At 69.8% G+C, this 18,903-nt stretch carries 17 protein-coding genes and 1 pseudogene; 13 read left to right on the forward strand and 5 right to left on the reverse strand.

Annotated elements, in window-relative coordinates; translation table 11 throughout:
• The first annotated feature begins 143 nt into the window (after positions 1-143).
• From ACQP2T_RS12985 to ACQP2T_RS13005, 5 genes and pseudogenes are all read left to right on the forward strand, one after another.
• Positions 144-917, forward strand: coding sequence for a DUF4184 family protein (locus ACQP2T_RS12985; protein WP_433516392.1), 774 nt, complete (start codon positions 144-146; stop codon positions 915-917).
• On the forward strand, positions 865-1,788 hold the full coding sequence (locus tag ACQP2T_RS12990; RefSeq protein WP_433516393.1) for a TrmH family RNA methyltransferase: 924 nt from the start codon (positions 865-867) through the stop codon (positions 1,786-1,788). The genes ACQP2T_RS12985 and ACQP2T_RS12990 overlap by 53 nt, the downstream gene beginning before the upstream one ends.
• 117 nt (positions 1,789-1,905) lie before the next feature.
• Positions 1,906-2,031 (forward strand): hypothetical protein, encoded by a 126-nt coding sequence (locus tag ACQP2T_RS12995; RefSeq protein ID WP_433519764.1) that lies wholly within the window; start codon positions 1,906-1,908, stop codon positions 2,029-2,031.
• Between the two features lie 39 nt (positions 2,032-2,070).
• Positions 2,071-2,205 (forward strand): annotated as a pseudogene (locus ACQP2T_RS13000) (TrmH family RNA methyltransferase); the annotation flags it as partial.
• A 238-nt stretch (positions 2,206-2,443) separates the two neighbouring features.
• Entirely contained in the window at positions 2,444-4,990 is a 2,547-nt protein-coding gene (locus ACQP2T_RS13005) for a M4 family metallopeptidase (RefSeq protein ID WP_433516394.1), read from the forward strand.
• 51 nt (positions 4,991-5,041) lie between these two features.
• Here the strand turns inward: ACQP2T_RS13005 and ACQP2T_RS13010 are convergent, their stop codons facing one another.
• Positions 5,042-5,656 carry a helix-turn-helix domain-containing protein gene (locus tag ACQP2T_RS13010; RefSeq protein ID WP_433516395.1) on the reverse strand — a complete coding sequence of 205 codons (615 nt, stop codon included), beginning with the start codon at positions 5,654-5,656 and terminating at the stop codon, positions 5,042-5,044.
• Positions 5,657-7,918, reverse strand: coding sequence for an ATP-binding protein (locus tag ACQP2T_RS13015; protein ID WP_433516396.1), 2,262 nt, complete (start codon positions 7,916-7,918; stop codon positions 5,657-5,659).
• Positions 7,919-8,419: 501 nt separating this feature from the next.
• On the opposite strand from ACQP2T_RS13015, the gene ACQP2T_RS13020 reads away from it, so the two are divergent.
• Together ACQP2T_RS13020 and ACQP2T_RS13025 are read left to right on the forward strand one after the other, a co-directional pair.
• Complete coding sequence (locus ACQP2T_RS13020) at positions 8,420-8,917, forward strand: hypothetical protein (protein WP_433516397.1); 498 nt, start codon at positions 8,420-8,422, stop codon at positions 8,915-8,917.
• A gap of 467 nt (positions 8,918-9,384) precedes the next feature.
• The gene (locus tag ACQP2T_RS13025; RefSeq protein WP_433516398.1) at positions 9,385-10,137 is read left to right on the forward strand and encodes a hypothetical protein; all 753 of its coding nucleotides are present in this window, start codon (positions 9,385-9,387) and stop codon (positions 10,135-10,137) included.
• 415 nt (positions 10,138-10,552) lie between these two features.
• On the opposite strand, the gene ACQP2T_RS13030 is transcribed toward ACQP2T_RS13025, so the two are convergent.
• Complete coding sequence (locus ACQP2T_RS13030; protein WP_433516399.1) at positions 10,553-11,149, reverse strand: TetR/AcrR family transcriptional regulator; 597 nt, start codon at positions 11,147-11,149, stop codon at positions 10,553-10,555.
• Between the two features lie 61 nt (positions 11,150-11,210).
• Between ACQP2T_RS13030 and ACQP2T_RS13035 the strand changes: the two genes are divergently transcribed.
• From ACQP2T_RS13035 to ACQP2T_RS13055, 5 genes are all read left to right on the forward strand, one after another.
• On the forward strand, positions 11,211-12,113 hold the full coding sequence (locus ACQP2T_RS13035) for an alpha/beta fold hydrolase (protein ID WP_433516400.1): 903 nt from the start codon (positions 11,211-11,213) through the stop codon (positions 12,111-12,113).
• The gene (locus ACQP2T_RS13040) at positions 12,110-12,964 is read left to right on the forward strand and encodes a patatin-like phospholipase family protein (RefSeq protein ID WP_433516401.1); all 855 of its coding nucleotides are present in this window, start codon (positions 12,110-12,112) and stop codon (positions 12,962-12,964) included. The genes ACQP2T_RS13035 and ACQP2T_RS13040 overlap by 4 nt, the downstream gene beginning before the upstream one ends.
• A gap of 103 nt (positions 12,965-13,067) precedes the next feature.
• The gene (locus ACQP2T_RS13045) at positions 13,068-14,669 is read left to right on the forward strand and encodes a flavin-containing monooxygenase (RefSeq protein ID WP_433516402.1); all 1,602 of its coding nucleotides are present in this window, start codon (positions 13,068-13,070) and stop codon (positions 14,667-14,669) included.
• Between the two features lie 592 nt (positions 14,670-15,261).
• Positions 15,262-15,837 (forward strand): reverse transcriptase domain-containing protein, encoded by a 576-nt coding sequence (locus ACQP2T_RS13050; protein WP_433516403.1) that lies wholly within the window; start codon positions 15,262-15,264, stop codon positions 15,835-15,837.
• Between the two features lie 34 nt (positions 15,838-15,871).
• Complete coding sequence (locus ACQP2T_RS13055; protein ID WP_433516404.1) at positions 15,872-16,513, forward strand: group II intron maturase-specific domain-containing protein; 642 nt, start codon at positions 15,872-15,874, stop codon at positions 16,511-16,513.
• A 118-nt stretch (positions 16,514-16,631) separates the two neighbouring features.
• On the opposite strand, the gene ACQP2T_RS13060 is transcribed toward ACQP2T_RS13055, so the two are convergent.
• Positions 16,632-17,702, reverse strand: a complete 1,071-nt coding sequence (locus tag ACQP2T_RS13060) for a LacI family DNA-binding transcriptional regulator (protein WP_433516405.1) — start codon at positions 17,700-17,702, stop codon at positions 16,632-16,634.
• 75 nt (positions 17,703-17,777) lie between these two features.
• Between ACQP2T_RS13060 and ACQP2T_RS13065 the strand changes: the two genes are divergently transcribed.
• Complete coding sequence (locus ACQP2T_RS13065) at positions 17,778-17,975, forward strand: hypothetical protein (protein ID WP_433516406.1); 198 nt, start codon at positions 17,778-17,780, stop codon at positions 17,973-17,975.
• A gap of 28 nt (positions 17,976-18,003) precedes the next feature.
• Here the strand turns inward: ACQP2T_RS13065 and ACQP2T_RS13070 are convergent, their stop codons facing one another.
• Positions 18,004-18,849, reverse strand: coding sequence for a D-alanyl-D-alanine carboxypeptidase family protein (locus ACQP2T_RS13070; RefSeq protein WP_433516407.1), 846 nt, complete (start codon positions 18,847-18,849; stop codon positions 18,004-18,006).
• Positions 18,850-18,903: the final 54 nt, after the last annotated feature.

The raw sequence follows: 18,903 nt of genomic DNA on the forward strand, positions 1-18,903 counted from the left end.
ACCCCCGAATCCCGACTCCGGCCGTCGACAGCGATAAGTAAGCTACCCATTACTAATGGTGACCTTAGGGTCTACGGGCAAAGCTTGTTCAAGGTTCGCGAGGTAATCTTCGAAGATCAGCTACGGGGGAGGGGTTGGGGCCGGTGCCGTTCACGCCCAGTCACATCGCGGCGGTGCTTCCCCTGGTGTCGTCACCCCGGTTCCGCCGGCTGGCCAACCCATGGGCGCTGGCGATCGGCGCGATGGTCCCCGACCTGCCGATCTTCCTGCCGTTCCTGCCCGACTACACCGACTGGCACTCCTGGCGCGGCGTCGTCACCATCGACCTGGCCGCCGTACTCATCCTGCTGGCCCTGTTCCACCTCTTCTTCCGCGAGCCGCTGATCTCTCTGCTCCCACCCGCCCTCGCGGGCCGCGCCGCGACGCTGCTCCCGCCGCGCCTCCGCGACCTGCCGGCGGTCCTGGCCGGCGCCCTGATCGGCGCCGCCTCCCACGTCCTGTGGGACTCCTTCACCCACTCCACCGGCCCCGGCGAGTGGGGCCCATGGCTGGGGGTGTCGGTGTTCGGGGTGATGAGGCTGTTCCGCCTGCTCCAGTACACCTCCTCGGTGGTGGGCCTGGCCATCGTCGTGTGGTGGGCCTGGCGTGGCCTCACCCGGATGGGCGCCGCGACCGTCCCCGACCGGCTGCGGCTCCACGCGGGCGTACGACGGGCGGTCCTGGCCCTGTGCATGGCCGGCACCGTCGCGGGCGCCTTCCTGTGGCCCATGGTCGACGAGCCCATCCCCAAACTCGGCATGGCCAGCGTCATCACCAAGGTGGGCGCGGGCACGCTCGTGGGCCTCTGCCTGGTGCTCAGCTGCTATGCGGCGGTCTGGCAGGTCACGCGCCTCATGGCAGTATCTGAAGGTGCCTGACTACGTAACGGACCCCGCCGACCCACGCCTGACCGACTACACCCGGCTCAGGGACGTGGACCTGCGCAAGAGCCTGGAGGCGGAGCGCGGCCTGTTCGTGGCCGAGGGCGAGAAGGTGATCAGACGCGCGATCGGCGCCGGCTACCCGATCAGATCGGTCCTGACGACCGCGCGCTGGCTGGAACCGCTGGCGGACGTGCTCGGGGACGCGACGGTGTACGTGGTGAGCGACGAGACCATGCTGGGCGTCGCCGGGTTCCAGGTGCATCGGGGAGCGCTGGCGTCGATGGAGCGCCTGCCGCTGCCGTCGGTGGAGCGGGTGCTGGCGGGCACCTCACGCATGGTGGTCCTGGAGGACCTCGTGGACCACTCGAACGTGGAGTGCGCCGAACAACACACGCGGCGGATTCTGGTCCTGGAGGATTTGGTCGATCACTCGAACGTTGGTGCGATTTTCAGGTGTGCTGCCGCGTTGGGAGTGGACGGGATCATCCTGTCGCCCCGGTGCGCTGATCCGCTGTACCGCCGTGCTGTGAAGGTGTCCATGGGGGCGGTGTTCTCGATTCCGTATGCGCGGATGGAGAACTGGTTCACGGGACTCGATCAGATCCGTGAGGCGGGCTTTCAGAGGCTTGCGCTGACCCCGGATCAGGCGATGGTACCGATCGACATGGTCAAGCTGTCGGATCGCGTGGCGCTGTTGCTGGGGTCTGAGGGGGACGGGTTGTCGTCGCGATGGCTGAAGGAGGCCGACGAGGCGGTGTGTATCCCGATGAGCGCGGCCGCGATGGCCGCGGGGGTGGACTCGCTGAATGTGGTGGCCGCCGCAGCCATCGCCTGCCATGGGCTCATGAGAAGTGGCACCCGATGAGTATCCACGTTCGCCGCCTTGGTGCCCCAATACGAACACGTCCAAGGCGTCGAGCACCGCCACACCCTCGCAACCCGGCACCAGCTCGCGCGCTGGACGGGTGAGGCGGGTGACGCGGTGGCCGCGCGTGATCAGTTTGCGACCTTGCTTCCCGTACGGGAGCGCGTTCTAGGCGCCGGGCATCCATCCACCTTGGCCAACCGACACAACCTCATCTACTGGTCGGAACGTGCTCGGTCATAGCCGGAATTACAGAGAGTACTAAGGGAAGGTGCCTGCAGGAACGTCGGTGCGATCTTCAGGTGCGCCGACGCGCTCGGGGTTGACGGGGTCATCTTGTCTCCTCGGTGCGCTGATCCGCTGTATCGGCGTTCGGTGAAGGTCTCGATGACGTCCTCGGTCTGCCAGCTCCCGCACTTCTGACCAGGGCGAACCGAAAGATCGGTATGGCTACCGATGCACATACGTATTTGCACGCCTGATCGCAGCGCTTAGCGTCTGGCGGCAGCAAGGTCAACGGTTCGGCGCTCAAACCGCTCCCTCACCCACCCCCCTTTCCCGGTCGGTTCCGCGGCCCAGGCGATCCCTGAGGCGGCGTGGTCGGCGTGCGCGCGCACGCCGCGGCGTCCGGGAAACGCCGAAAGGAGCACCACGCGTGAAACGCACTGCCTTAGCCGCCGCGGCCGTGGGACTCGCCACCGCCGCGTCGATGGCTCTCGCCGTCCCCACCGCGTACGCCGCCCCACCCGGAGCCGGTAAGCCGGACTCCGGCGCGCAGGCACGAGCGGCGGCCGATCCGGCCTCCCTCGCGGCGGCGGTCGCCGACAAGGCCGTCTCCAGCGGGCTCGACAAGCTGGCCAAGGGGCCTGACGAGGCGTACAGCCGCGTGTCGGTCACCCGCGGCACCAGCGACATGTACTTCGTCGGCTACGAGCGCACCTACAAGGGGCTGCCGGTGGTCGGCGGGGACGCGGTCGTCGTCACCGACTCGGCGGGGCACGTCCGCGACACCGTCGCGGCCGGGCCGAGCGCCCAGGACGTCCGGACCACGGCCGCGATCAGCGCGGAGAAGGCGACGGAGGTGGCGAAGACCCGGCTCTCGCGGGTCGACGACTCCGCCGCCCCGCGTCTGGTGGTGCTCACCTGGAGCGGTACGCCCACGCTGAGCTGGGAGGCCGTCGTCAGCGGCCTGGTCAAGGGCCGGCCCAGCATCCAGCACGTGTTCGTGGACGCCCGCACCGGCAAGATCGCCGACTCCTACGACCTCGTACGTGAGGGCACCGGCAACGGCTACTACTACGGCCAGGTCACCATCAACACCAGCGGCTCCGGCAGCTCGTTCTCCATGACCGACACGACCAGGCCCGGCATCCAGTGCGGCGGGCAGGGCGGCACCGCCTACACCGGCACCGACGACGCGTGGGGCAACGCCAGCGGCACCAACCTGGAGACCGGCTGCGTCGACGCGCTCTACTCCGTCCAGCGCGAGTGGGACATGCTGCGTGACTGGCTCGGCCGCAACGGCATCAACGGCAGCGGCAGGGGCTTCCCCGCCCGCGTCGGCCTGGCCGACGTCAACGCCTACTGGAACGGCAGCTACACCAACTTCGGCCACAGCCAGGACAACGCCCGGCAGGCCACCAACATCGACGTGGTGGCGCACGAGTTCGGGCACGCCATCTTCCAGACCACGCCCGGCGGGGCCGGCTCCGGAAACGAGAACGGCGGCATCAACGAGGGCACCGGCGACATCTTCGGCGCCCTGACCGAGCACTACGCCAACAACCCCAACGACCCGCCGGACTACCTGGTCGGCGAAGAGGTGGACCTCGTCGGCGACGGGCCGATCCGCAACATGTACAACCCGAGCGCGCTCGGCGACCCGAACTGCTACTCCTCCTCGATCCCCAGCACCGAGGTGCACGCGGCGGCCGGCCCGCTGAACCACTGGTTCTACCTCCTGGCCGAGGGCAACAACCCCGGCGGCGGCAAGCCGACCAGCCCGATCTGCTCCGGTGGCCCGTCGTCGGTGACCGGCGTCGGCGTGCAGAAGGCCGGCCAGATCTACCTGGGCGCCCTGAACCGCAAGACCTCCAGCTGGCGCTACACCAACGCCCGCGCGGCCTCCGTCGCGGCCGCGATCGAGCTGTTCGGCGCCAACAGCGCCGAGTGCAACACCACCAAGGCGGCGTGGAGCGCGGTGAGCGTGGCGGCGGCGTCGGGCGAGCCCGCCTGCGGCACCCCCGGCAACGACTTCTCGCTCTCGCTCAACCCGTCGACCGGTAGCGCGCAGCCTGGCGCGCAGGTGACCACCACGGTCAACACCCAGACCACGTCCGGCAGCGCCCAGACGGTCACCCTGACCGCGTCCGGGCAGCCCACCGGTGTCACGGCGAGCTTCAGCCCGTCGTCGGTCACCTCCGGCAACTCCTCGACGCTGACCCTGTCCGTCGGCTCCTCGGTGGCCCAGGGCTCGTACCCGATCACCGTCACCGGCGCGGGTTCGGCCACGCACACCGCCGTCTACACCCTCCAGGTCGGCACCGCGACCCGCGACTTCTCGATCTCGGCCAACCCGACCTCCGGCACGGTGCAGGCCGGCTCCGCGGCCACGACCACCATCGGCACCACCACGACGGCGGGCACCGCGCAGACCGTGAACCTGGCCGCGACCAGCGGTCTCCCCACGGGCGCCACGGCCGCCTTCAACCCGGCCTCGGTGACCTCGGGCGGTTCGTCCACCCTGACGATCTCGACCGCGCCGACCACGCCCGCCGGCTCGTACACGGTGACCGTGACCGGCACCGGCGTTACGGCGACGCACACCACGACCTACGCGCTCACGGTGCAGAGCACCTCGGGCGGCAGGACGTTCACCAACGGCACCGACTACGTGATCAACGACTTCAGCACCATACAGAGCCCGGTCACCTCCACGGCGACGGGCACGGCGGTCTCGCCGGTCAAGCTGTCGGTCACCATCGCGCACACCTGTGCGGAGGATCTCGACATCCGGCTCCGCGGGCCGAACGGCACGTGGTATTCGGTCGACAGTTCCGGTGGCACCAGCTGCACCTCGTACGGCACCAGGACGTACTCGGTCCCGGTGAGCCAGCAGGCGGCGGGCACCTGGGTGCTCGAAGTCTCCGACGACTACTTCCTTGACACCGGGCGCCTGGACACCTGGAGCATCACCGTCTGACGCACGGCACAACCTGACAGCCCCGGTCGATCATCCGGCCGGGGCTGTCGCTCATGGGGGGAGAGCCACCTCGTTACGCGTGCGGACGCCGAGTTTCTGCAGCACCCGCGCCACATGGGTGTCGACCGTGCGGCGCGACAGGAACAGCACTTCGGCGATCTCCCTGTTGGTCCGGCCGAGCACGACCAGCCTGGCCACCTCGCTCTCCCTGGGCGACAGCACCCCGCCGGCCGGCTTCCGCCCCCGGCGCGGCCGGCCGCCCGCGCCGATCTCCCGCAGCAGGTGGCGGCAGCGTGCCGCGTCGTGGGTGGCGCCGAGCGCGGTGTACCGCTCGTCCGCGTGAGTGAGGATCTCCGCGGCGGCCGCCCGGTCCCCGAGCGCGAGCCGCGCGCCCGCCTCGGCCTCCGCCGCCCGAGCCGCCCCGTACGGCCTGGGCATCGCCTCGTAGGCGGTCCGCGCCCGGCCGTAGTAGCGGGCGGCCTCCTCGAACCGGCCGCCCGCTCCGGCCAGCGCGCCGCGCGCCGACTCCAGCGCCGCCTCGGCCGCCGGCGCGGTCGTGCCCGCGACGCCCGCCGCGAACTCGGCCACCAGCTCGGCGGCCTGGGTGCGGTGCTCGGCCCTGAGCAGCGCGGTGACGGTCGGCGGCACCACCTGCTCGCCCCACACCTACACGCCCTTGCGCCGCAGCCTGGTCACCGCGCTGTCGGCCTCCGACAGCGCGTCCTCCACCGAGTCGCGGGTCAGGTGCAGCTCGACCAGCCCCCCGGAGGCGGCCGCCGCGACCGGGAGGAAGGCCGAGTCAGGCTCACGCGGACCGGCCGCCTCCAGGTGCTCGCCGGCCTCCTGCCACTCGCCCCTGGCCAGCGCCAGCATGCCCAGGACCAGCCGGGCGTCCACGCTGAGCAGCGGCGTCTCGGGGGTCACCTCGACCGCCGCGAGTGCCCGCTCCCGCAGGCCGTCCCAGCGTCCGGTCAGCCAGTCGAGCTTGATCGACGACACCTCCACCAGGTAGGCGGGGTACAGGGCACCGGTCTCCCCGGCGATCCGCCTGCCCTCGCGCGCGAACCGGCCGGCCGGGCCGTAGTGGCCGAGCGCGGTCGCCGCGTCGCACAGGTTGGAGTAGCCGCGCGCGGCCTGCCTGCGTATCGCCGCCGACGGATCGCTCACGGGCAGCGTGTCGGCCAGCGCGAAGGCGTCGGGCGCGCCCACGAGCATGGCGAAGGTGACCTTGTTGACGTACACCGTCGCCGTCAGCTCGGGGTCCTCGTCGGCGACGGCGACAAGGAGGCTCTCGGCCTGGTCCATCCACTTCTTGTGGGTGGCGATCGGCTCGCCGCCCCAGGCGGGCATCGCCAGCAGGGCCAGCCCTCTGGCGGCGATGCCGGGCCGGCCGCTCAGATCAGGGAGCGAGGCGAGGACCTCCTGGCGTCCCGCCGCGATGTCGCCCGCCTGGTTGGCCAGCAGTACGCCCAGATTCAGCCTGGCCTCGCCGCGGACGTCCCCGGTCAGGAAGTCGTCCGACAGCAGACGGCGGAGCATCCGCACGGCGCGCCGATGCGAGAGCCCGATCGTCGCGAGGCGGCTGAGCTGGAGAGCCAGTGGGCCGCGGGCCTCGCGCGGCAGCTTGGGGTCCGCCAGCATGCCTTCCAGCAGCTCGACCACGAGCGGGACGTCGCCCAGCGCCGCCGCCTGGTCCGCGGCGGCGACGCCGTGCCTGCGCCACGCCTCGTACTCGCCCGCGCGCCTGGCGTGGTAGGCCAGCTGTACGAGCGGCGGGGGATCCAGCGCGGCCAGTGCCGCCATGGCCCGTCTGTGGGTGAGCTGCCTGTCGGGGCCGGGGATCGCGTCGTAGACGGCCTGCTGGGCGAGCGCGTGGCGGAAGCCGTACTGGCCGTCGGGGTGCTCCAGCAGGACGCCGGCCTTGAGCGCCTCACGCAGGGCGGCCCCGGCGGGGGCGATCGTCGGTTCTCCGGCGGTGCCGGAGATGGTGGCGATCAGTGGTTCGTCGGCGGGGAGCTTGAGCACGGCGGCGGCGTGCACCGCGCGCAGCGCGGGCGGCGACAGGTCCGCGAGCCGCTCCGCCATCGCCTCGCGGAGCAGCAGCGGCACCGCGACGCGGTCGAGCGCCTCCGGCTCCTCCACGCCGCCGGGGAACTGGCCGTCGCCGTCGAGCAGCGAGCGGACGACCTCCTCGATGAGGAACGGCACGCCGGCGGTCCGTTCGCGCAGTCTGGCGGCGAAGAACTCCGTCACCTGAGGACGGCCGAGCAGTGTGCTGGTCAGAGTCCTGACAGCCTCGACGTCCAGCGGCTTGAGCGAGATCACCACGCTGTTGGCGCCCGGCGGATGCCGGTAGGCGTGGCCCAGCGGCAGCCCGGTCACGGGCAGGTCCTCCCGCCGGAAGGTCACCACCAGCGCCAGGCCCTCGGGTGGTTGCTGGGTGAGGAACCGCAGCAGGTCCCGGGTGCCGTCGTCGGCCCAGTGCAGGTCCTCCAGCACCAGTACGGCCGGTGCCGCGGCGTCCAGCAGCGCGTGGACCGCGCGGAAGAGGCGGTGCCGCTCGGCTCGCGGGTCGTCGACCGGCGGGAGCGAGGGCGGCAGGTGCCCGGCCAGCTCGGGGAGGTAGCCGCGCAGCGCCCCGGTCACCGGGTTGAGCGCCTCGGTCGCGGGCAGGGCGGCGGCGACGTGGCGCAGCGCGTCGAACACCGGGCCGTACGGGAAGGGCTCCCTGAGCTGGTGGCAGTGACCGAGCAGCACGGTGCGCCCGCCGTCGCGCAGGACGTCGATGGCCGCCCGCGCCAGCCGAGTCTTGCCGATCCCCGCCTCGCCCTCCACCAGGGCCACGGCGGGTGGTCGGGTGATCGCGCCGAGGAGAGCTCGCAACGGCGCTTCGCGTCCGACCATCGCGGGACTGGCGACACTCGTCATCGGCGTCTCCGAGGGTCCGGGTTTGGTGCCCGTGCCGGAATACCGTTATCTACTACCAGTCATCTACGGTCAACCCTCGCTTTACTGACATATCATCCTTTAACGCTATAAAGCGGACGGGCGGGAGGGGCGTCGGCGCTCGGCTCAGAGGGCACGCTTCAGAGCGGTGCGCTGAGGAGGCTGTGTGCGCTCCGATGGGCCTGGGCCGCTGATCGCTCTACCGCCGAACCTCGCCGAAGCGGCGATCCAGGATATGTCCCAGCTTATGCTACTGTCCGGGCCGTTCGGGTGGTCGATAAAGGGCGCCGGGCGATTTCAGCGACATAGAGTGCTGGATAACTGCATTCTCTTCTGTGCGACGCCTCATTATTAAGCGCTAATCCGAATTATAGCACCAGGCGTGGTGTCGCGACCATCCCCAGGTCTGGGTATGGGGGCTCGGTCGAATCCCTCCTAACTTTAAGGAGTCAGGAGTTCGTCACCCTAAAAAGGGGAAGAGAAATGCGCGGTAAGGGAATCACCAGGCGCGGGATGCGCAGGCTCGGCAGCGCCGTCATCGCCACGGGACTGTTGTCGGCCGGCCTGATCGCGTCCGCGGCCGGAGCGAGTGCGAGCGCCGGCTCCGCTCGCTCGTTCTTCAGCTTCGAGGTCTTCCTGAGCAACAACACGGGTTGCGACCTGGTGCTCGTCACGGCACGGCTCGACCACGGCGAGTGGAGCAGGCAGCCGCCGGCCCGGATCAGGTCGGGCAGGCTCATCAGCTGGGAATCCGAGTCGGACGGGATCGGCACTGGAGACGAAGGAGAAGCCGACTACATCACCGAGAACTGCGATCCCTCGAGCAACAACACCAAGAGGATCCATGCGCACCGGGATAACCCGGCCATCGGTAGCAATTCCGGCGACGCCGACGGAACGGACCCCGCCTTCCGTACCAATGTCGTGATCGGCGGCGGTCACCACGCGGGCGGGCAGTTCACCTACTTCCTGCCTGAGTAATCCAGCCCGGCAGTAGTAGTACCAGCGGATTCACCGAGTGGTGGGCGCGGGGCCCCCGCGCCCACCGCCTGCCACCGATGAGCCCACCACCGATGGGCTGGAGAGAGTCATGACCAGGAAGACGCTCAGCCGCAGGGTTCTCGCCGCCTGTTTCTCGGCGCTGACGATGAGGGTGGGCCTGTCGGCTGTGATCGGCGCGACGGCTGAACCCACGAAGTGTGCGCGTTAACTGCTTCACCTCGTTTCTTGCCGCCATTTCCTATGATGCCGACGGCGTCGATCCGGCCTTCCGAGTCGATATAAACAGCGATTCAGAAGAGCATGCGACCGTGCGTTTCGCGCTCCGGGCGGCATGGCTTCAGGTCGGCAGGCTATTCGGAAACGATGGTCAAGGTACGCCTTGACGGCTTCCTTGGCCGAAGTTATTTTGTGCGCATGATCAAGAGGAAAAAGCGGAAGCGTACGTTATGAGAGGGCCGTTCCGCAGTTGGCGGCATGTGCTCACCGCCTTCTTACTCGTGGCGGCGACCTTGGCCATAGGCCAGGGCGCCGCGTACGCCGACTACCCCGGCAACCGGTGCGACGAGGCGGCGCAGGACGACATCGTCACCGTCAGCGGCGAGACCTGGGAATGCGCCTACGACGGGGACATCGACGACTACATCTGGAAGCCCACGTTCGAGGAGCTGGGACCGCCCGACTACTGGATCTTCAGCTACGGCTGGGCCACGTCCACCACGGGCGGCTATGAGCACGGCACCCGGTCGCGGGTGGAGTTCCTGCCGGACGGCGTTCACACCGGGGCCGACGGCTTCTCCTACCGCGACGGCAGCCGGTGGCGCACCACGCAGGTCAGCGAGAGCCTCCTCTACTACTGGGACGGCGGCACCTGGGTGCAGTGCGGCGGCACCGGGCAGGTGTCGGGCTCGTCCTCCTTCACGTTCGCCCCGACCTGGGGCTGGGGCGGCGCCTGCGGCGAGGACCGCTACTACGCGACGACCGCCTGGTCGTGGCAGTGGACCGGCTCGGCGTGGAACGGCTCCTCGGCCTGGTCCGGCTTCCTCTGGGCGCCGTGCCGAGGCTGCCTGGCGGCGACGGACCCGCCACCGCCACCTACGGGACGGCCCTCGGCCAACCCGCCCGCACCACCGATCGGACCACCAGGCCGCCTGAAGCTGCGCCTGCCGACGGGCACGACCCCGAAATCGGTACGGATGTGAAAAACCCGGTTCGGGCCTGTCCCCGGCTCGGGCCTATTTCCGGTTCGGGCGGCCCGCTGAGCTTGGCCATCCGTGCAGAACGCCGCCACCCGGCGGGTGGCGGCGACCTCTTCGGCGAAACGGGCTCTGGCCTTCGCCCTTTCCATCCGGTCGAGCCTGGGCGGCTTGCCGGCCGCCCCGGGGTCGCACGTCCTTCTCGAAGACCTCGTGGACGGCTCCCTGTCCGCCGGAGCCGAGCCGTCCGCAGAGCCGGTGATCGCCCACCTGCCGGTCAGCCCCTCGGGCGAATGGCGCTTGAACCATCGAGCCCCCCGCTTTCGATGGAGGAAGCCGCCACGCGCCTCTGGCCGCAGGTGGAATCCAGCGTAGATCGAGTGTCGGGCCGGGCACCTCAGGGTCCGACCAGGGGAAAGCCCTAGGACGGATCTTCGGGGCGGTCCTTCGGGCACAGCCGGTCGAGCTGGTGGCGGAGCGCCGCCAGCGCGTCGTCGGCCGAGCGCTGGCCCGCCAGCACGCCAGAGCTCAGCCCGGCCGACATGGCGAGCAGCGCGACCGCCTCCAGCCGGGGTTCGGCGACGCCGGCCTTGCCGAGCTGCGTGGCGATGAACTCCTCCATCGCGTCGGGCGCCGTCAGGAACGGCAGGGCGGCCAGCGCCGGGTCCGTCATGGCGAGCACCGCGTAGGAGGTGTAGATCAGGTGGAACGTCCGGCTCTGCGGATCTGTCGGCAGCGCCTCCACCAGGACGGCCTCGACCACCTCGCGCGGAGTGGCGCCGATGGCCGCGAAGCGCTCCTTGAGCCGGTCGGCCATCCGGGTGACCAGTTGCTCCAGGGCGAAGGCCATCAGCTGCTCCTTGGTCGCGAAGTAGTGCTGCACGAGGTGCAGTGAGACCCCGGCCTCCGCGGCGACCGCACGCATCGTGGCCGCGTGCAACCCTCCTGTCCCGGCCACCCGAAGGAGGGCGTCCGCGATCTCACGCCGACGCTGCTCGCGGTCATCCTTGCGGGTCATTTCGGAACTCCTTCTAGACTTGGTACGACTGTACCCGATACGGTTGTACCAGGAGGCGTAAATGGCCGAAGGTGGTAGCCGCGGGCAGGTAGGCCGGTTCATCGACGCGGGGATCAGGGACGCGTTCCAGATCGCATACGAGGAAGCGATGGCCCTGTGGCCCGCCGAACGAGAACCTCTCGACGTGGAGACCCGTTTCGGCACCGTCCGGGTCCATCGCCACGGCACCGGCTCCGGCGCGCCGATCGTCCTGCTCCATGGTCACGGGGCCAACGCCTCCACCTGGTACGGTCTGGTCGCGCGGCTCGGCGTACGGCATCCGGTCTACGCGATCGACATCATCGACGATCCGGGTGGCAGCGTGCAGCGGGTCCCGATCACGGGGGCTCGCGACGGCGCCGCGTGCCTTGAGGAGGTATTGGCCGGGCTCGGGCTGGAGCAGGTCCATCTGGTCGGGCAGTCGTACGGGGGCTGGCTGGCGCTCGGCCCGGCCGTGTACGGGTCGAGCAGGACGGGCGCGCTCACCCTGCTCGACCCGGGTGGCCTGGAGAAGGTGCCGCTACGGTTCCTCCTCGCGCTGGTCGCGGTTCTGTTCGCGATGCGGGCGCCGAGGTCGTGGAGACCATGGCTGGCCCGGTTGCTGGCCGACCACGCGCTCGTCGAACGAGCCGAGATCATGGCTCCGGTCCTGCTCGGCGTCCGTGGCTTCCGCCCGCATCGCAGCCCCGCGGGGCCGTACACCGATGATGAACTGCGGCGGATCACCGTGCCCACGCAACTCATCCTGGGAGGTCGCAGCAGGCTGCTACGGCCGCGCCGCGCGCTCGCGCGGGCGCGGCGGCTGATCGCCACGCTCCGTCACGCGGAGATCGTGCCGGGTGTCGGGCACGGCGTGCCACAGGAGGTTCCCGAGCTGGTCGTCGAACGGATTCTGCGGTTTCACGGACGGGAGGGATTGCGTTGACGAGTAGAGCACTGGTCCTCGGCGGTGGCGCCGTCGTCGGGATCGCCTGGGAGGTGGGGGTCCTGGCTGGCCTCGCCGCCAAGGGCGTCGACCTGCGTGACGCCGATCTCGTCGTCGGTACGTCGGGCGGGTCCCTCGTCGGCGCGCAACTCGCCGGCGGGATGGGCATCGAGGACATGTACGGCAGGCAGACCGCCCCTCCGGCGGGCGAGCCGATCCCGAAGGTGTCACCGTTCGGGGTGTTCCGCCTGGTGTGGCAGCTGAGCAGGGCCAAGGACACCAAGGACTTCGGCGCCCGGATGGGCCGCATCGCGCTGGCCGCCAGGACCGGGTCCGAAGAGGAACGCCGGTCGCAGATCGCCAGGTGGCTCGGCGACGTGCCCGGCTGGCCGCGGACCCGGCTGGTGATCGCCGCGATCGACGCCGAGTCGGGGGAGCCCGTCGACTTCGACGGCGGCAGCGGCGTGGACCTCGTATCGGCTGTCTCGGCGAGCACCGCGGCTCCGGGTGTGCGGCCTCCCACGACCATCGGCGGGCGCCGCTACATCGACGGCGGGTTACGTTCGGCGGCCAACGTCGACCTGGCCATGGGGTACGACCGGGTCGTGGTCATCGCGCCGATGACCAGGGGCGGTGGTCGCGTCATGAAGGGCGTGGCGGAGCAGATCGCCGGACTTGGCCGGCGGTCGCGCGTCGTGTTGGTCGAGCCCGATCCGAAGACCTGGCGCTCGATCATCGGCCGCTCGGTCGGCAATCTGCTGGATCCGGCGCGTCGCGCCCCGGCCGCCCGGGCCGGCCGGGAACGGGGCGTCGAGCTCGCCGCCGAGGTCGCGGCGGTGTGGAACGACTGACCGTCCGGCGTGGCGGGCCCGGTTGATCGGCAACCGCTGTGCTCCCTCGTACGGGCGTGTTCTTCTAGAGGGGAGGTCCATCTCGATCGCCGATGGAGGCGCGATGCCCGCAGGATCGACCGACCACGACGTGATCATCATTGGTGCCGGATTCGCCGGCCTGTACATGCTCCACCGCCTGCGCGGCCTGGGCATGGCCGCCCGCGTCCTGGAGGCGGGGAGCGGCGTCGGCGGCACCTGGCACTGGAACCGCTACCCCGGAGCCCGCTGCGACGTCGAGAGCCTGCAGTACTCCTACGCCTTCTCCGAGGACCTCCAGCGTGAATGGACCTGGACCGAGCGGTACGCCGCCCAGCCCGAGATCCTCCGCTACCTCGATTACGTCGCCGACCGCTTCGACCTGCGCCCCGACATCCAGCTGGACACCCGCGTCACGGCCGCGTCCTGGGAGGCGCCCGGAGTATGGAGCGTCGAGACCGGTGGCGGCGAGCGTCTGTCGGCCCGCTATCTCGTCACCGCGGTCGGCTGCCTGTCGGTGGCCAACCTGCCCGCTCTGCCCGGTTCCTTCCAGGGGCCGAGCTATCACACCGGACGGTGGCCGGCCGAGGGCGTGGACCTGTCCGGACGGCGGGTGGCGGTGATCGGCACCGGCTCGTCGGCCATCCAGTCCATTCCGGTCATCGCGGAGAGCGCCGAGCATGTGACGGTGTTCCAGCGGACGCCCAACTTCAGCGTCCCCGCGCACAACGGGCCGCTGTCGCCGGAGTACGATCAGTGGTTCAAGGCCAACCACCAGGACCTCCGCCGTCAGCTGCGTACCTCCCACAGCGGTCTCCTGGCCAGCCCGAACCCCGACTCCGCCCTGGCGGTGACGGACGAGGCGCGGGGGCAGGAGTTCGAGGCGCGCTGGGAGCGGGGCGGCCTGGGCTTCCTCGGCTCGTTCTCCGACCTGCTGACCAACGAGGAGGCGAACGGGACGGCCGCCGGCTTCGTCCACGGCAAGATCCGGGCCACGGTCCAGAACCCGGCCGTGGCCGAGCTGCTGCTTCCCGGCGGCCACCCCATAGGAAGCAAGCGGCTCTGCGTCGACACGGGCTACTACGCCACGTACAACCGCCCGAACGTCACCCTCGCCGACCTCAGGACCGCGCCCATCCGAGGGCTCACCCCCGGCGGCGTGCGTACGGCCGAGCGTGAGCATCCGGTGGACGTGATCGTGTACGCGACGGGGTTCGACGCGATGACCGGGCCGCTGCTGGCCATCGACATCCGGGGCGAGGGCGGGCTGTCGCTGCGGGACAAATGGCGCGAGGGGCCCAGGAGCTATCTCGGGCTGATGAGCGCCGGTTTCCCGAACCTGTTCACGATCACCGGGCCGGGGAGTCCGTCGGTGCTGAGCAACATGATCGTCTCGATCGAGCAGCACGTGGACTGGATCGCCGAGTGCCTGGAGCGGCTGGAGGGGCGGGCCATTGACGCGGATCCGCAGGCCGAGGACGCGTGGGTGGGGCAGGTGAACGAGATCGCGGCGCTGACGCTGTTTCCGCGGGCGAACTCCTGGTACATGGGGGCGAACATCCCTGGAAAGCCTCGGGTCTTCATGCCTTACGTCGGTGGGGTCGGCGTATATCGGGATAAATGCAGTGAGGTGGCCGCCAAGGACTACCAGGGGTTTGTGCGCCACGAACGCGGGGTGATCGTGTGAGGTAGCAGCGATCGCACGTGGTGCTGCACGAGAGATGAAGGAGTAGTGGCCCTTCGGAGCCGCCCGTCGGGGGGAGGCTTCAAACCGCCCTCTGCTGCGTTAGCTGAAGACTGTCGTGGTGAGCGTGAGGGAAAAGGCGCCCTTGAGGCGTCAGGTGGGGATCAAGAAGGCGTTGCATCGAAAGCTCCCTGTGGGGGTTCTCCGCGGAAGCGCCGTTAGGTATGAAGTGGCATCAAAACCGGGCCTTTAAACCCAGCCCGGGATGAGTCTGGCGGGTGCCCGATGTCTTGGCCAGGCGGTGTCCGGCGCAGAGGTGGCGCGATCTTGATCTGTTGCTCTCGTGTGGAACGTGGGAGGGCGTGTCCCGACACAGTCCCGTTCCGGCCGCTATGGCTGCTCCGGGGCGGGGCGGCAGGGAGTTCCCCAAGCGTCTGAAACGCAAGGGGGTGAGTACCGTCGCGGGACACGCAGGCGGACCGGCCCGTAGTAGCGGTGATGCTCCTGCTTGATGCGGTGGGGGCGGAGCGAAGGAGTCGGCTCGGCCGTGGTTCGTGCATCAGATCAACCGGGCCCAGGGTCTGGGAGGAATCGCGTGGACGAGCAGAGACCGGCAGGCAAGCCGTTCGATATTTCCAAACAGGAGGTGTGGAACGCGTATCTGAAGGTGCGAGCCAACAAGGGCGCACCGGGCGTGGACGGCTGCACAATCGGGGACTTTGAGAAGGATCTGAAGGACAATCTCTACAAGATCTGGAACCGGATGTCCTCGGGCAGCTACTTTCCGCCTCCGGTGCTGGCGGTGGAGATACCCAAGCCGCACGGCGACGGCACCCGCATACTCGGGATACCGACCGTCGCGGACCGGATCGCGCAGACCGTGGTGGCCACCCGGCTGGAGCAAGCGGTGGAACCGAAGTTCCATCCGGACTCCTATGGGTATCGGCCCGGCCGGTCGGCACTGGACGCGGTGGCCGGATGCCGGGAACGCTGCTGGTCGAACGATTGGGTCGTCGACTTAGACATCCAGAAGTTCTTCGACAGCGTTCCGTGGGACCTGATCGTCAAGGCGGTGCGGGCCAACACCGACCAGCCCTGGATCGTCTTGCTGGTGCAGCGGTGGCTAGCCGCTCCTGTCCAGACGAGCGATGGCTCGCGGGCGCGAGCGTGATCGCGGGACCCCGCAAGGGTCAGCGGTTTCGCCCGTGCTGGCCAACCTGTTCCTGCACTACGCCTTCGACATGTGGATGGCGCGGAGGTTTCCGTCCGTGCCGTTCGAGCGCTACGTCGATGACGTGGTGGTGCACTGCCGCAGCGAAAGCCAGGCCCGCATGCTGGCTTTGGCGATCGGCCAGCGGATGGAGCAGGTTGGACTGCGACTGCACCCGGACAAGACCCGGATCGTTTACTGCAAGGACGGCCGACGCCGAAGCTCCTTCGAGCACACCGCGTTCGACTTCCTGGGGTTCACCTTCCGGGCACGCGGGGTGCGCGGCAGGCACGGGACGGTGTTCACCGGTTTCGGCCCGGCGGTCAGCAAGACCGCCATGAAGAAGATGAGTGAACAGGTGCGGTCCTGGCGGCTGCACCGCCGCACCACCTCCTCCGAGCGGGACCTGGCACGGTGGATCAACCCCATCGTGTCCGGCTGGATGAACTACTACGGCCGGTTCTACCGATCGGAACTTCATCCCCTGCTGCGGCGCATCAACGCCTACCTGGTGCGCTGGATGAGGAAGAAATACAAACGGCTGAGGACCTTCAAGAAGGCCCTCGCAGCCTGGGACCGGACCACCCGCCAATACCCGCGCTTCTTCGCGCACTGGCGGTGGGTCCCCGAGTTCTGACGGAGAGGCCGAGAAGAGCCCGGTGACGGGAGACTGTCACGCCGGGATCTGTGGGAGCCCGGAGGTGAGACTCCTCCGGGCGACCCGACCTCCGCGGCTGAGAAGCCGCCCGGTCGGGTCAGACAGCGGGCGCGGCGGTGGAGCCGCGGACGATCAGCTCGTGCGCGAACAGCAGCCGTCCGTCCTCGGCGAGCGGCGGCGGTTGCCCGTGTCCGGTGCCGGCCAGCAGCAGGTGGCCGACCGCCGCGCCCATCTCCTGCTGCGGCTGCCTGATCGTGGTCAGACCGGCCTCCTCGGCGGCGCTGTCGGAGAACCCGACCACCGACAGGTCGCGTGGCACGTCGAGCCCGAGGTCGGCCGCCGCGTCGAGGATGCCGAGCGCCAGTACGTCGGTGTTGGTCAGGATGGCGGTGGGCCGCGGGTCCCGGCCGAGCAGCGCGTGGCCGGCCTTCCTGCCCGCCTCCCGGGAGTTGCGGGCCAGTTCGTAGAACGGCACCCCGGCCCAGTCGATGCCCGCCTCCTCGCATGCCGCCTGGTAGCCGCACCGCCGCCCGCGCATGGCCTCGAACACCGCGCTCCGCTGCCGGGTGACGTCGGCCCAGCCGGTGTAGCCGTCGTCGTTCAGTCCGACCATGGCCACGCCGACGCGCCGGTGCCCCAGGTCGAGCACGTGGCGGGCGGCCTGCGCCCCCGCCGCGGGCTCGTCGATCCCCACGAACGGATGGCCGCGCACGTAGGGCTCGTCGACCACCACGACGGGCAACTTCCTGCCCAGCACCTCGGCCAGCGCGGGATGCCCGTCGGGCAGCGAGACCACGCAGAACGCGTCGACCACGGCGTCGCGTACGGTCTCCGTCCGCCTGTCGCCGTGGGGCAGCGGCAGGATGAGCAGCCCCACGCCCGCGTCCTCCGCCGCGGTGGCCAGCCCTTGGAAGAAGCCGATGGCGTAGGGGTCGGCGAAGGCGTACGCGAGGGTCTCGCTGAACAGCAGCCCCAGCGCCCCGGCCCGGCCCAGCCGCAGTGACCGCGCGGTCGGATTGGGCCCCGCGTAGCCGAGCTCGTCGGCCACCTCCATGATCCGCCGCCGTAGCCCGTCGCTGAGCTGGTCGGGCCGGGAGAAGGCGTAGGAGACGGTGGCCCGGGACACGCCCAGCCTGTCAGCGATCGTCTGCAGCGTGACTCTGGCCATCTGCCAACGGTATCGCCCGGCCTTGCCCGACCCATCTTAATCAATTAAGCTCTTAATCGATTAAGGAGGAAAGCCGTGGATGCCATGCAGGTCCTCGCGCACCAGACCGCGATGGGTCATGGACACACTCTGGAAGAGGCGCTCCCCGGAGCGCCGGTCAAACGGTCATCCGACAGGGCCGGGGTCCGGCTACGCCTGGCGCACACCCTGCGCTGGACCGCCGATCGCCTCGATCCCGGCACCTGCCCCCGAGCGGTCGCGGCCCGGCGATGACCGGGCAGGTCGTCGCCGGGCCGTGGGATCAGCTGCCGGCGATCTGCTCGCCCGCGTAGTCGAGCAGCTTCTCGGCCGTGCTGAAGCGGCGTGCGTCCTGGTCCCCGAGGAGCACGCCCACCACCTGCCTGCCGCCGCGCTCCGCCGCGAACAGCAGGCAGTAGCCCGCCGCGTTCGTGTAGCCGGTCTTGACGCCCAGCACCCCGTCGGCCTGCGTGAGCAGTTTGTTGGAGTTGTGCCAGGTGTGCGCCCGGTGTGTGGACGTCTTGGCCACCTTGTGCACCTCGCGCCCGACGACCGTCTTGAACGTTGTGTCGCGGAGCGCCGCCTGCGCCAGCTTGGTCTGGTCGACGGCCGTGGAGTAACCGCCGTTGCTGGGCACGGGCAGGCCGTCGGCGTTGGTGTAGCGGGTGTCGGCCAGGCGCAGCCGCTTGGCCGCGGCGTTCATCTTGGCGACGAATGCCGCGTTGCCCGGCCCGTACGTCCTGGCCAGCGCGTTGGCGGCGTCGGCCCCCGACGGGAGCATGAGCCCGTACAGCAGGTCCCTGACCGTGAGCCGCTCGCCCTTCTTCAGCGAGGCGGTGGTGCCGCCGTACTTGGTCGCGTGCTTGACGTCAGCCGCGGTGATGGTGATGGTGTCGCCCAGTTTGGCCTCGCGGAGCACCACGTACGCCGTCATCACCTTGACGAGGCTGGCGACCGGGACGCGGCTCGTCTCCCGCTTGTTGAAGTGGATCGTTCCCGCTGAATCGACCACATACGCTGATTTTGCCGCCACAACGGGCGGATCCGCCGCCTGCGCGGCCGCTGCGGGCGACGAGATCCCCACGACCACGGCGAGCGCGGCGCCGCCGATGAAACCCCCAATATGCATGCCGACATGGTCGCAGGTGATCACCGCTTAGTACGCCGAACTTTGTCCCAAGTT

This window comes from Nonomuraea sp. CA-143628, assembly GCF_050942315.1.
Taxonomy (GTDB): domain Bacteria; phylum Actinomycetota; class Actinomycetes; order Streptosporangiales; family Streptosporangiaceae; genus Nonomuraea.